Annotated in this window: 12 protein-coding genes; all 12 read right to left on the bottom strand. The window is 55.6% G+C overall.

What is annotated here, in order from left to right; genetic code table 11:
- Positions 1 to 268 precede the first annotated feature (268 nt).
- Positions 269 to 2,257, bottom strand: a complete 1,989-nt coding sequence (locus tag AB7M33_RS02020) for a polysaccharide biosynthesis protein (protein ID WP_454242356.1) — start codon at positions 2,255 to 2,257, stop codon at positions 269 to 271.
- A 27-nt stretch (positions 2,258 to 2,284) separates the two neighbouring features.
- Entirely contained in the window at positions 2,285 to 3,298 is a 1,014-nt protein-coding gene (locus AB7M33_RS02025) for an MraY family glycosyltransferase (RefSeq protein WP_412764231.1), read from the bottom strand.
- A complete protein-coding gene (locus AB7M33_RS02030) occupies positions 3,295 to 4,284 on the bottom strand; it encodes a UDP-glucose 4-epimerase family protein (RefSeq protein ID WP_454242357.1) in 990 nt (329 codons plus the stop codon). The genes AB7M33_RS02025 and AB7M33_RS02030 overlap by 4 nt, the downstream gene beginning before the upstream one ends.
- Positions 4,281 to 5,441, bottom strand: coding sequence for a glycosyltransferase family 4 protein (locus tag AB7M33_RS02035; RefSeq protein WP_265968855.1), 1,161 nt, complete (start codon positions 5,439 to 5,441; stop codon positions 4,281 to 4,283). Before AB7M33_RS02035 ends, AB7M33_RS02030 begins: the two co-directional genes overlap by 4 nt.
- An 81-nt stretch (positions 5,442 to 5,522) precedes the next feature.
- Positions 5,523 to 6,470 carry an NAD-dependent epimerase/dehydratase family protein gene (locus AB7M33_RS02040; protein ID WP_454242358.1) on the bottom strand — a complete coding sequence of 316 codons (948 nt, stop codon included), beginning with the start codon at positions 6,468 to 6,470 and terminating at the stop codon, positions 5,523 to 5,525.
- A gap of 37 nt (positions 6,471 to 6,507) precedes the next feature.
- Entirely contained in the window at positions 6,508 to 7,560 is a 1,053-nt protein-coding gene (locus AB7M33_RS02045) for an EpsG family protein (protein ID WP_265968859.1), read from the bottom strand.
- The gene (locus tag AB7M33_RS02050; protein ID WP_265968861.1) at positions 7,557 to 8,363 is read right to left on the bottom strand and encodes a glycosyltransferase family 2 protein; all 807 of its coding nucleotides are present in this window, start codon (positions 8,361 to 8,363) and stop codon (positions 7,557 to 7,559) included. Before AB7M33_RS02050 ends, AB7M33_RS02045 begins: the two co-directional genes overlap by 4 nt.
- 60 nt (positions 8,364 to 8,423) lie before the next feature.
- The gene (locus AB7M33_RS02055) at positions 8,424 to 9,437 is read right to left on the bottom strand and encodes a polysaccharide biosynthesis protein (RefSeq protein WP_186682309.1); all 1,014 of its coding nucleotides are present in this window, start codon (positions 9,435 to 9,437) and stop codon (positions 8,424 to 8,426) included.
- Positions 9,438 to 9,456: 19 nt separating this feature from the next.
- Positions 9,457 to 10,314: a dTDP-4-dehydrorhamnose reductase family protein gene (locus AB7M33_RS02060; protein ID WP_238215156.1), complete on the bottom strand. Its 858-nt coding sequence runs from the start codon at positions 10,312 to 10,314 to the stop codon at positions 9,457 to 9,459.
- A 38-nt stretch (positions 10,315 to 10,352) separates the two neighbouring features.
- Complete coding sequence (locus AB7M33_RS02065; RefSeq protein WP_454242359.1) at positions 10,353 to 11,837, bottom strand: oligosaccharide flippase family protein; 1,485 nt, start codon at positions 11,835 to 11,837, stop codon at positions 10,353 to 10,355.
- Positions 11,838 to 11,850: 13 nt separating this feature from the next.
- Positions 11,851 to 13,068: a glycosyltransferase family 2 protein gene (locus tag AB7M33_RS02070; RefSeq protein WP_238215158.1), complete on the bottom strand. Its 1,218-nt coding sequence runs from the start codon at positions 13,066 to 13,068 to the stop codon at positions 11,851 to 11,853.
- 116 nt (positions 13,069 to 13,184) lie between these two features.
- The gene (locus AB7M33_RS02075; protein WP_238215159.1) at positions 13,185 to 14,234 is read right to left on the bottom strand and encodes an LPS O-antigen chain length determinant protein WzzB; all 1,050 of its coding nucleotides are present in this window, start codon (positions 14,232 to 14,234) and stop codon (positions 13,185 to 13,187) included.

The following is a 14,234-nucleotide window of genomic DNA, read 5'->3' on the forward strand; positions in this document are numbered from 1 at the left end:
TCGTCTGGTTATCTGAAGCTGCTATGCACGCTGGGAACGCAAGACTTTTGGTCTGAAGCAGGCGTGGGGATATTCAGATTTGTGTGTGGGGATGATACGCGGGTTGGGGGGGTGGGGAAAACCCTGGGGTGCTGCGGGGTTCACATTAACGCTGGGCGGTTGTGCTGCCCCGCTCTAATGAGGGCCATTGCGGCCCTCATGGCTGGCACTGCTTAACGTGTAGAACAGGCCGCTGCTATAAGGAGCGGCCTTGTGTCACAGAGGATGCTTACCGATCCAAGCGCCGCTGCTGATAAATCCAGTCAACGATTTCCCCTTCCGGGGCATAGCCGATAACGGTCTCACGCAGCAACTGACGCACGCGAACAAAATCATCTGCAGCTGCTGCGCCCAGCAACTGGTTCAGCGCGTCCTTGAGCTCTTCCCAAGTCAGGAAATCTTCACTGGCACTCATGATCATTGGATGGCGGGTCGCTATCACGTTGTCACCGATCAACAGCTCTTCGTAAAGCTTCTCGCCCGGCCGCAACCCGGTGAACTCGATAGCGATGTCACCCATGGGGTTGCGTTCGGAGCGGACGCTGAAACCGGACAGGTGGATCATCTTCTCGGCCAACTCGACAATCCGCACCGGCTCGCCCATGTCGAGCACGAACACATCCCCGCCCTTGCCCATCGAGCCCGCCTGGATCACCAACTGCGCGGCTTCGGGAATGGTCATGAAGTAGCGGGTGATTTTCGGATGGGTAACGGTCAGCGGGCCGCCGGCCTTGATCTGCTTATGGAACAGCGGAATTACCGAGCCCGATGAGCCCAGCACGTTGCCGAAACGGACCATGGTAAAGCGGGTTTTGTTGACCTGCGAAACATTGCCGCCATCGCCAAACAGTACGGGCGCCAACTCGCGGCTCAGGGCCTGCAGGGTCATCTCGGCAAGGCGCTTGGTACTGCCCATCACGTTGGTCGGGCGTACCGCCTTGTCGGTCGAAATCAGCACAAAGTTGGCGACCCCTGCCTGCAATGCTGCTTGCGCGGTGTGCAAGGTACCAATGACGTTGTTAAGCAGGCCTTCGCTGATATTGTGCTCAACCATCGGTACATGCTTGTAGGCCGCAGCATGGTAAACCGTATCGACCCGCCAGGTTTTCATGATGTCGAGCATCTGCGCCTGGTTACGTACCGAACCCAGGATCGGCAGCAGGCAAACAGACAGCGACTCACGGGCAATGCGCTGTTCCAGTTCAGAAAGAATGCTGTAGAGGTTGAACTCGCTGTGATCGAACAGCAGCAGCGTTTTCGGGGACTGGGAAAGAATTTGCCTGCACAGCTCGGAGCCGATCGAGCCACCGGCACCGGTGACCAACACGGTTTGTTCAGCGATGCAACGTTCAAGCAGGTCGCTTTGTGCGGGCACCGGGTCACGGCCCAACAGGTCGGCAATGTCCACTTCCTGAATATCATCCACCTTGACCTTGCCGCTCGCCAGGTCGATGAAGCTGGGCACACTGCGCACATGCAGCGGGAAGTCTTCGAGGAAGTTAAGGATCTCCCGACGGCGGGTGCGGGTCGATGACGGCAGTGCCAGCAGGATTTCCTGGGCGCCGGTATCGTCGATCAACTGCTGCAGTTGCTCTGGGCGATACACTTGCAAACCAGCGATCACACGGTCGGTAATGCTCGGGTCATCGTCGATGAATGCCACCGGCCGCATGGCTTTGTCCATGCGCAGCGCCGTTGCCAATTGGTTACCGGCGGCGCCGGCCCCGTAGATTGCCACCCGTGGCAGGCCATCGTCTCGTTGAGCGAACGGTACGTGCTGGACGGCGGCAGCAAACCAGTCACCCAGGAAGTACTGGCGCATGGCGAGCCGCAGCCCACCGACCATGATCAGGCTCAACCACCAGTAGTTGAAGGTGATGGAACGCGGCACTACGTTCTGATGGTTGCTGGACCAATAGATGATGAAGCCGAGGATCAGCGCAGACAGCGTGACCGCCTTGATGATCGCGATCAGTGCGTCGTTACCAAAATAACGCATCACCGCGCGATACAGCCCGAAGCGAATGAAAAGCGGGATCGACACTACCGGCGCACACAGGAACAGCCACATGTGGTCGACGATCGGATTGGCCAGGTCGTCGATGCCAAGACGAACGACAAAGGCAAGCCACAAGGCGAGCCAGATCATCACTACGTCGGTAGAGAGCTGCAGCAGCCGCTTCTGGCGCCGCGTTAGCTGTAAAAGCCAGCTGCGCATCTTATCGTATCCTTGAACCATAGCTAGTCAGGCCTCTTTCAATCCGGCATTGAACCTTAACGCCAAACACACCAAGGGAATATAGGCCAGCACAAGACCGGCTATACCGTCGAGGTGGGCTGAGCCCACCAACAACGCGATGGGCAACAGCCACCCTATATTGATCAGCAGCACAGCGAGGGTCACGGTACGGTGGCTCCCATAATGCCTTGAAGCATACTGGTAAGCATGGCTGCGATGGGCTTCATGGACTTTGTCACCGCGCAACAGCCGGCGGATCAACGTCCACGTGGCATCAACGATGAATACCCCTAGCAGTATCATCCAGCTCCAGAAAAACGCCGGTGAAATCCACGCTGCCTGGAGCGCGAACAGGCCCAGCATGATCCCCAGGAAGCCACTACCGGCATCCCCCATGAAAATCTTCGCAGGCGGGAAGTTCCAGACCAGAAAGCCCGCCACTGCCATCAGCATCAACCCTGACAGCCACAGTTGCGATATGTGCCCCCCCAGCAAACAAAGCAGGCCTCCCCCCAGGCATGCGGTAACCGCCTGCACACTCGCCAGCCCGTCGATCCCATCCATGAAGTTGTACAGGTTCAACAACCACACAAGGTAAACGGCCGCTAGCAAGTGGCCTATCACCCCTAAATCAACAACCACGCCGAAAAACTCGAGCGGTGGCGCACCGTTGAGCCAGAAAAGCCCCCAGGCAGCGGCCGCAAAATGCCCGAGCAACCGCCATCCGGCAGGGACGTGCCCGTGGTCATCCAGAAACCCGACAAGGGCGGCAATCAGGCCGGCACCGAACAGGCCCACAGCAACAGCCCAGTCGATCGCATCCACATAGCCCAGCCATGCCAGCGCAATGAGAAAACTGACTACGATCGCCACACCGCCGCCGCGGGGCGTGGGTATCGTGTGCGAACTACGGGCATTGGGCACATCGATCATGCTCGTCGCCAGTGCGTAACGACGCAGTGCTGCAGTCAATACAAGCGACACAATCACAGTCAGGGGTAAAAGTAACCAAAGGCTCATCTAGGTTCCTGCTCACGGTAAGCTTTAACAGTGCGCTTCAACTCTTCGGCAACCGATGATCGAGGCGTCCAGCCCAGCACGCGGCTGTTTTTTTCAATGTCGACTCTCAACGAGCCGCACAGCCGGTCCACAACGGCCCGCTTACCCAGCAGTTCAGCGAAGCCGCGGAGTAACGTGACGGGGAACGGCAGCAGACGAGAGGGTTTCCCAAGTGCCTGCGCAACGTTGCGCAACAACTTGGGGGTAGAAAGATCCTCTCCATCTGAAATCAGGAACACCTGGTTCGCTGCACCCGGATGGTCGATGCAATGGATCAGGAAGTTGGTCAGGTTTTCCAGGCCGACCAAACTCCTGCGGTTATCAACCAAGGCCAACGGAAGCGGCACGCCCCGATCGACCCACTGGATCATCTTCAGGAAGTTGGCCTTTACACCCGGCCCATAAATCAGCGGTGGCCGGACGATGACGACGTCCATCGCCGAACGTTGAGCCAGCTCCATGAGCCCTTTTTCAGCCTCCCATTTCGAAAGGCCGTAGGGGTCGGTTGGGCCGCAGTCGTCTTCGGCAGTGAAGGCTTTTCCGTCCGTACCCTCGCCGTTGACCTTGATCGAGCTGAGATAAATGAAGCGTCGAACGCCTGAGCGAGCGGCCTCACGCGCCAGCTTCAACGTGCCTTCCACGTTGACCTCGCGGAATGCAGCCAGCGGATCTGCGGTGGTTTCGTTCATGACATGAACGCGCGCCGCGCAATGCACGACCGCATTCACCCCAGCCAACGCCGACGACCAGTCGGTCTCACTGTTGATAGCTGGGGTAACAACGGTATTTCCCTGGCTCTTCTGCGCAGAGGCGCTGGAGCGAAACTGCGCGACGACCTCAAAGTCATTGCTTGCCAGCAATCGCGTCACCAGCGCACGCCCAACAAAACCGCTAGCGCCCGTAACGAGGACGCGCTGAGAAGAAGATAACGGCTGACTGCCACTCATGAGCTGAATCCTTCGTACTTTTCAATCAACAAGGCTGAGCACCGTGCTGAATCAAAATCCCTTATAGCCCGCTCCCTGGCGTGCATGGCCATTTCCTTCAGACGCTCAGGCTCAGCCAAAAGCGATCGAATCGCCTCGGCCAAGGCGTCGGCATTCTGCACGGGGACCAATAACCCTGTCTCACCGTCCACAATGGCATCGGTCAAACCGTAGATGGCGGTGCCTACCGTCGGCACGCCCATCGCCGCCGCCTCTATCACCACGGTGCCAAAACCTTCTCGATAACTCGGCAAGCACAACAGATCGGCGATCGCCATGTACTGCTCAGGCGCAGCTTGCAAGCCCAGCACTTTCACCCGCTCAACACATGCAGGCGTCAAATGAGACTCGACCACGGCGCGGCCGTCCGCTTCATAGGGCCCAACCAGCACCAGATAAAGCTCCGGGTAGTGCGCTTGCAGCTTCAAAAAAGCCTGCATCAATTCACCGACGCCTTTCTCCGGCGTCACCCTGCCAACGAACAGCAAGACTTTAGCGTCCGCTGGAATACCCAACTGTTGACGCATTGCGTCGTTGGCAGACGTCGAAAACCGTGCGGCGTCAAAACGACGAATATCAACGCCGGCGAGTGACCCGGAACCGATCACTGAAATTCTCGAAGCAGCGACCACCCCTTCCCTTACCAGGAAGTCGCGCTGGCTGACGCTGTCGGTGAAGGTATGTGAATTGAGCCTGGCGATGAGCATATCGCAGAGCTTGAGCAGCTTCTTCTTGGCCCCGCTCATGGTCACCCAAGGCTGCCCGGTAAAGGTGTGCAGGCGCACCTTGACCCCGGCAATCTTCGCGGCAATTGCCGTAAGCAACCCAGCTTTGGGCGTGGTGGAATGCACGATGTCATAACGCTGTTTGCGGAACAAGACGACCAGCCGTATCAGGCTGACCAAGTCTTTGAAAGGGCTGATTTCACGAGCGATCTCGACCGGAATGAAACGTATGTCCTCACGGGCTTGAAGCGCCCCTACCAGCTCGTCGTTGCTGGCAATCACGTGCACTTGCGCGCCCGCTTCACCCAGGGCTTGCAGTTGCGCACTGAGCTGGGTCACTACAAAAAACGGAACCGTTGAGATTCGCGCCACCCTTAGGCCTTTGATCGACATCGCTTGAGGTTCCAATTTGCATGTTCATTATTTTCTATCGCCTGATGGGCCATCTGGGCTGGCCACTGGCGCACCGCTATTTTATTTCAACACTTCGCTGATATGCGCTGGGACGCTGTAACGCGGTACAAAATTCAGTTCGTCGCGTATTTTGCCTATCGGGTAAGCGGTTTTATTGACCAACGCATCAACTCGCCCCTGTGTCAGAGGCAAACGCGTGACGTTGCCAGCCACCCACACGGCAAGCCTCACCACCCCCTCCGGCACCCTCAAACGCGGCGATGACACCCCTTGGGCAGCGGCCAGGGCGTTGACCACCTCGCTGAACGGGCAATCATTCGACAGGTTGTAGAGTTGCCGTGAGGCACGCGGATCTACGGCGCAGCGCACGAGGGCCGCAGCAACATCGTCGGCATGAATGTACGTGGCAATCGCCTCTTTGTAGCCGACGTAAAAAAACAATTTCTTGCGAATCATCGCACCCAGCTGCCGGATCGAAGCGTTCGGCATATCGTCTGCAAAAACGTTGGAGGGCCGAAGAATAGCCCAATCAGCGAAATCGCCCTGCAGCGCAGGGTGAGACATGATCAATTCATCAGCCTGGGTCTTGGTGACTTCATAGGTCCCCTGCGGGTTGGCTGGCGTCTGCTCGGTGACGATACGTTCACGGCCAGCCGCCGGGCCATATGCCCCGACGCTACTCAACTGCACCCAGCGCAAGCGTCCTGTGCGGCTGCGTGCACGGCCCACGGCACTGAGTAAACGCTCGACCGCGTCAACATGCAGCGCAGGCATCAGTTGTTCATTTCTGATCTCGCCCGCGCAGTTGATGACGACATCGCAGCCGCTGAGCACGTCATCCACATTCAACTGCGGGTCAGTCAGGTCCCCGGCGAATACCTCTAGCTGCGTGGCATCAAAAAGCGCTGGCTTGCGGGTCAGAACACGAATCGAGAGCGCCTGCTCCTTAAGAAGACGTACCAACCGCGACCCAATAAAGCCGTTTGCGCCCAACACTAAAATCTTCAATTACGCCCCCCCCGTTTTCCACCTGTGCGCCCGCAGCCTAGACACCACCAAGCAAGTCCAAAAAATGATAAGGCAGGAATGGGCTAGGCCCCTGCCCCGACTCTTGCAAATAGTTCCTGTAACTGGCCACTACCGAGATAAGCCCAACCAGCGAAAGCCCCAACTTTATCGCCCAGTCGAAATCAAGCTCGTTGTCGTTATAAATAACCATGACCGCCAATGGCAGTGAAAACGACAGCAAATCAAGGAAGCGCAAACCCGCGTAGCTTACGGTCGCCAAGCCAAACGAAGCCGCCGTCAACAGGACCGCCAGAACCAACAATTTAAACTTGTCCGGTCGCGGCATACGTGAGGCGATTACCGCCAACAGCATCACCGCAATCAGCACGACCTTGCTCAACCCAGAAAACCTCCCGGGCGACGCGACCTGCTGATAAGCGTTCAGCTTCATCAAGAAGTAGTCGTTATTCAAGAGCACGACCAACAACGCACAGACGACGAAAACGGCGAACCCCAGCATGCTGGCCCAGCGTGTCCAGCGCATACGCAGTGCCAACAAAAAACCCAGATTGAAAAGGGACGAGTAATGAAACGCCAAGGCAACTATCGATAACGCTGCGCGTTGTGAATAACGGTACCGACGAATGTACTGAAACACCAACAGAAGTACGGCGCTGGCCAAGCCTAAGCGCAAGGTATTCATGCTGTACTGATAGATAAATGACGGCAGGAAAAACGACAACAGGAAGAAGCGTTCATTTCTATTCGAGTGCAACAGAAAATAGAAAAGCACGCCAAATAACACAAGCGCGAACAGCCTGACCGCCCCTACTGCAGAACCCGTGACCGTCTTGAAAAGCCAGCCGGACACCATGAACAGAGGCTCTACACCGCCGCTGAACGCCGCAGGGTCCACGGACTCCAGCAAGAATTCGTAGGTGTTTGTGTCCGTACCCACCGCACCTCGGAAAATAGCCAATATCGCCACGAAAGCGATCACCACCGCAGCAGGGATACGGCTTCGGTTTCTGACCACCTCCGAAACCATAAGCCCGAGCAGCATGATCCCCCAGCCGACGATATAAATCATAGAGTCCTTCGAACCGATGAGTTGATGACGCGACGAACAAACTTCCCGAGTGACCATGAAACGGCGAGCAAGCACGCAGGAAGGCCTATGTACCTGCGCTTGAGCAGCGACAGGTGCACCGCCAACTCGCCTCTCTCCATACGCCAGAGTTGACCACTCAGGCCTGAGTCGCCGTACACGGGCTTGAAGGTGTTGACGAGTGGGTAATCCACGTTAAAGCATGCCCCACCGCCGAAACAGATATCACACCACAACTGGTAATCTTCGCAGTAACGCATGCCCTGCTTGAATCTATACTTCACGTCTTGCCGAATCATGACAGAAGAGGTGGAAAAGCGATTGGACAGCAGCAGCTGACGCCCCGTCACGGGGATGAAACGTACATCGTCAATCGACGGCTCGCTGCGCTGACCTGCCGCAAAGTGCTGGCCAAGCAAGTCGACCTCGGGATGCTGCTCAAGCCACTGGTATTGCAGCTCGGTTTTCTTGATATGCCAGCTGTCATCAGAATCAAGAAACGCCACGTACTTCCCAGTGGCTTCTGCCCAGCCAGCATTCCGCGCATTGCCTGGGCCGCCATTTTTCTTCAGCGCAATGACCTTTACCCAGCCCGGCGGGTACCTCTTCGCTTCGGCGTGCAGCTGTTCAAGCGTGTCATCTGGGCTGCAGTCGTCAACCAGGATAACCTCAGCAGGCCTCAGTGTTTGAGCAAACACAGACTCAACCGCGCGCGCTATCGAACCCTTGCAGCGATAACAAGGGATAACAACACTGACACTGACGACAGCACTGAGCTCGGCCAAACGACTTCTCCAACACACCGACAAATAATAAAGCACCAACAACCGGGCACACGACGTTGATCAGGCTTTCAGCTCTTGCTGTATATAGTCCAGCTTGAGCAAGGTCTCCTTGATCTCTTCGATCGACAACAACACGGTATTGTGTGAGGTGTAGTCATCGAGATGGGAAACTTCTTCCTCGCCATTGGAGGAATATTTTTCGTAGTTGAGATCTCGGTTATCAGCAGGCACCCGATAATAACGACCCATGTCTTCGGCCTTGGCCATTTCTTCACGCGATATCAGCGACTCGTAGAGCTTCTCGCCATGCCGCGTGCCGATGACCTTGATCTCATTCTTAAGCTTGAACAATTGTTGCAAGGCAGTCGCCAGGTCACCCACCGTTGAAGCAGGCGCCTTCTGCACAAAAATATCCCCTTGCTGGGAATGCTCGAATGCGTGCAGCACCAAATCGACGGAGTCCTCAAGCGACATGAGGAAACGCGTCATGTTGGGGTCGGTAATAGTAAGCGGCTGGCCACTTTTCAGCTGGTTGACAAACAAGGGGATGACCGAGCCCCTGGACGCCATCACGTTGCCATAGCGGGTAGCGCAAATGACAGTTTGTGAACTCGCAGGAATCATACGGGACTTGGCAATGACCAGTTTTTCCGCCAACGCCTTGGAGATACCCATCGCGTTGATCGGGTACACCGCTTTGTCGGTGCTCAATACCACCACGCGCTTGACCTTGCACTCGACTGCCGCGTTGAGCACATTCTCAGTACCCATCACGTTGGTCTTCACCGCTTCCATGGGGAAGAACTCGCAAGACGGCACCTGCTTGAGCGCTGCAGCATGGAAGATGTAATCCACGCCGACCATCGCTTGCAACAGGCTGGAATAATCACGCACATCGCCAATGTAGAACTTGACCTTGTCATTACCCAAGGCAATGCGCATGTCTTCCTGCTTTTTCTCGTCCCGACTGAAGATTCGAATTTCTTTCACATCGGTATCGAGAAACCGCTTAAGCACTGTATTGCCGAACGACCCAGTACCACCCGTAATCATCAATACTTTATTTTTAAACATTTCCAAACCCTGAAATATCTTATTTAAAGTCGCGCATCTTAACGATCAGATCAGCCCAGCTCGGGGGCAGGTAACCTGTCGCCTGACGAAACCGGCTCGAGTCAAGCGAGCGATCAATAGCAACCGCGTCATCCGCCACGATATCGATCGTCTTACCGTATTTCTCAGCGACCAACTTCAACAATGAGTATTTATCAATCGCCTCCGCCGAAACATGGTAGAGGCCATTCAGCGCTGCATTGGGCAGCACGTAGTCCGCAATGACCCGCGCCATTTCAACCGTTGGCAGGCCTGAGAATATTGCCTTCTGGTAACCCTTGACACTGCCGGACTGAGAAAGGAACCAGTCAACCAGTGACTTGCTCCCTGACAGCTCGTGACCAATGATCGAGGTTCGCAACGTGATCGCGTTCGCTGAATCATGTACTTCACCGATGTACTTCGACTTGCCGTACAGGTCTTCAGCATCAGAAACATCAGCCTCTACGTACTGCCCCTGGGTGCCGGCATAAACACAATCGGTACTAATATGAACCAGCCGCGCACCAATCAGTTGCGCGAGCTTCTGCAGACGGTGAGGCAGCAGCGCATTGATCGGCAATACCGCGAGCGGGTCATTTGCAGTTGAAAGTTGCTTTATCAGCCCAGTGCAATTGATAACGACATCCGGCCGATACTGCATAAAGAATTCAAGCAGGTCGTCTTGGCTAAGCACATCAAGCCCTACCACCAAACGTTCACGTTCACTGGCAGAAAAATACTTGAGCGACGCGGAACTACGTACCGTGCCCCATACTGTGTAGCGCTGATCAGACACCAAGTACCTGAACACCGCATTACCCAGCATCCCGGAAGCACCCAGCACAACTATCTTCATTATAATTCTCCGTAATCAAGACAGACTATACGCTCATGTCACCTGAGTCCAGCCAACTGCTTGCGAAAGATAAATGCCCCCAATGCAGCCAGCAACGCCGAAGCCAGGCATGCACCCACCACGCCCGCCACCGCGCCAGACAACCATTGGAAACAAAGGAAGAATAAGCCATTCGCCATCACGGCAGTCACCAACGCAGCGTATAGACACGCGCGATAAGCAGGCAGCAACCAAGGAAATCGGCGACACGTAAAATATACCGTACAGCCAAACGAAAAGGCGTTGTAAAGCAGCCAATTGTAAGCACCGCCAACAGCCCCAAAGCTTGCCACCAGCGCTGGCAGGGCGAACAAGATAATCGGCACCGCAACCAGGTTCAAGCGGAACGCAAGCGACGTCCACCCCGCAGCCATCTGCAGCGAGAAAGGAACGATCAACAAGGACTGCAGTGCTGTGCCCACCAGCAGCCAAGGCACTACCGTGTCGATACCCTCTGCCAAAAACGGCTCGAACATCATGTGCAAGGCCGCGCCGGCATACCAGAATACCGCACTGCACATAATGGTCATGATCAGCGCAAACAGTACCAGTGCAGCTCGAAATACTTTTTCGATACGCGCCAGTTCACCAACACGCAGGTCCCGCGAGAACCGTGGGAACAACACCGTATTAAAAGCTGTCGAAAAAATATAAGGAAAACCTGCAATCGTGCTGGCAAGGCTGTAGTACGCATAGTCTTGCAGGCCGAGCGCACCGCTCATGAACAACTTGTCATATTGCACGGTTATCACCGAAGTCAAGGAGATCAGAAACACCCCTCGACTAAATGCCAAGCCGCTAAGAACGTATTTTTTGTGAACCCTACCCGCCCCCAGCAAGTCACGACGGTACAGCACATACATCAATGTCGCGACATACATCAACTGAATGAAAACCTGGAGTGTAAAATAACCCGTCACACCACCGAATGCGGGAACACTATGAACCAACCCTAATACGCCGAGGGTACGCATCAACGAGTAGACGATGTACACTTTGTTCAGCGGGTATTGCAGTTCATTGCCTACAAATACGCCCTGTAGCAACATCACTGGCAAATTAAGGCCAATGAATATTGCCATGCAGTAAAGGGCGTACAGTGCTTGATCCTGGCTGATATCAGTGAGCTTCAGCCAATGGCTCACGAGTGCCGGCGACGCCAGCGATATCGCGCACGCCGCAATCAAGCCCACTGCAGAAAAGACCAACAGGTAGGTATTCACCAGCGCCCTGACAGAGCGCATTGAACGGTCAGCGCTCGCAACGCCTCTGATCCTGGCCAAACGCTGGATGACGTTACTGGTCAGCCCGCCCTCCAGCACCATCAGCACCATCAGCAGTGTAGTAAAAAACCCGACCAGGCCTACCGCTTCTGCGCCGAGCACATAAGCGGCCAGCGGCAATGAAATGACACTTGCCAATGCATAGATGAGCTTTCCGGAAAAACTGGCCAGCAGCAGTGACGAGAGATTAGCTATCTTCATTGCCTCCCACCAATCACTCTGTCACGCTGCGCGTTCTCGTCGATGAAGTGCAGATGCCCGCCCCCGCCAACCTTGCTTCCAGCTTACTGTCCAGGGCCTGCCGTGCGAGGTACACATCTTCTACCACGCCAACCACTTCGCGCCCGTTACTGGCATTAGGCTTCATCACCCTTTTCAGGCGGGAGAAGGTATATTTTGTGAGCACGGATACAAACTCAGAAACCAGCCGGACCATGCCCACCTGGCCATTGCCACCTGCCTGAGCCGCCCGACGCGCTGCAAAAATTTCTTTTGCGTAGTCTCGGTGATAAAAAAGGCACAAGGCATAAAGGCGCGCCAAGTTGAACTGCGACTGCCGCTTCTCATCTTTCATACCTTCCAGCGTTGCCCAGGCAGCGTGGGCCCAAACAGTTTCAACACTGAAGAACATGGGCAACTCAGCAGGCCACTGCAAGTCTGTGAAGGGCTTCATATGAGGGTCATCTTTCAAGTTGCCCTTGTGCTTGCCCATGGCGCTACGCCCGCTGTTACTTCCACCACCACCGCCTGGCATGGTGAAGGGGAAATCGAGCAAGCAATAAGTTTTGCCGATCATCGCAAGCGACACGGACGCTGACATGTCGGGGCTAGTCCCGAAGAAAATCTTTCCACTGCGGCGACGCAGTTCGTCCAGCAAGCTACGCCTTACCAGGCCATGGTAAAGCTTCGGCAGCGCATCGGTGCCCTGGCATGCCTCATGGAGTGCTTTGTCTAACTGCTTACTAGCCTGCAACGTCTCGGCACCCCGCCCAAACGTTTCCAGGTAAATGCGCCCTGCATGCGCAGCACCGTAAAACTTGGTGCGAAAGTCTGGCCAGTAATAGAAGGCTTTAACCCGCGGCGTCAGCATGTCGACGTTTTCAGCTTTTGCGTATTCGGCCGCCTCGAGAATCCGTTGCGAAACAGTATCATCATCACCAATCAGGCAGACGTACTCGCCCTCTGCCAACTGCATGGCCCGCTCATGGTTCTCGGTCATGGAAAGACGGCTTTTCCAATGGACGTAAACCAATCTCGAGTCCGCCTGATCAGCCGCCCAGGCAGCCAACTGGCAATCATCGTTACTGGTATCGTGCACCACGACCTGAAGCCGCTCGGACTTTATTTCGAGCAAGCTCTTCACACAGGGAATCGCGTACTTCGAACGGTTATGAGTTGGCACTACAATGGAAACTAGATATTGCTCACTCATCCTCAACCACTGCCTTATGTCTTTTGAGTTTTCGGCACTATTAGCCGACGCTTCACAGGCCAGCAGTGTTCGGCAGTTTATTCATTGCCGCACACCACCAGCACCTCTGCTGACCACTAATTCTGGCGCGCTTGCCTGAACCGCCACGCCTCACGAATGAGCGCGATGAATGTGCCGATGAACAAGCCAACCAACACGCCGAGCCCCACAATCAAAGCCTTGCGAGGCTTGACTGGAGCTTCGGGTGGCTCCACTACGCCATCCTGCCGATACACTTCAAACTGATCAGGCGTCAGCGTTACCGAACGATAGAACGACACCTTTTGTTCTCGCTCACGCAAGTTACTCACGAACGGGTCATCAGACACGCGCGCCTGCAAATTCTTGATTTCCGACTCCAGCGCTTTGCTTCCGCGCATGTACATCAGCGAGCCATTCATCCCCGCAGAGACTTCCGCTGACAACCCGGTGGTAATGATCGGCGGCTTTTCAAGACCGATGGAGCGCGCAGTGTGCAACGCCTCCGTCAACTGGATAATCCGGTCCTCACGCTCACGCGAGGCATTGGCACGCGCGGCATCGATAGCTCGCTGTAGGTTGTCGGCTTCTACCTTGAACTCGGCAGTGACCTTTTTTATCAGTTCACTTTTGGTTCGCTCACCCGCCATCTCCGCATACTTCACAACCCAATCAGCCGCCTGATGGGGATCCTCGGCACGTGCAGAAACAGAAGAACGGCCCTCCTCCTCATTAGCATTGAGCACCTGTAGCTGCCCATAGAATTTGGCGTAAAGACCAGCCGAACCTGCACCAAGGCCCTCACCAAGACTGGGTAGGTAAACTTGCTCGAAAAACGCTTGCCGCAACGAATCTGACTGCAGATTGCGCCGGTAGATCTGGCCAACCTCCCGCTCACGAATGGGAGCGAGCAAATCATCCCCCCCCACACGTCCGACATTCAACTGACTGATATCACTGCTCAGTGGCGGCTGCAGAAGAACCTTGGCCTCATACACCGGCGTCGCCAGCATTGCGTAGACAACTGCCAGTGCCGCAACCAACACAGTGACCACCAGCACCAGCAAGCGTTGCCGCCAAAGCCCCTCGGTCAAATCGAAAATATCATACTCACGCGCTTCACCGAGGCGCTCACGATCATTGCGCAT

Source organism: Pseudomonas sp. Y3 TE3536, from assembly GCF_053629175.1.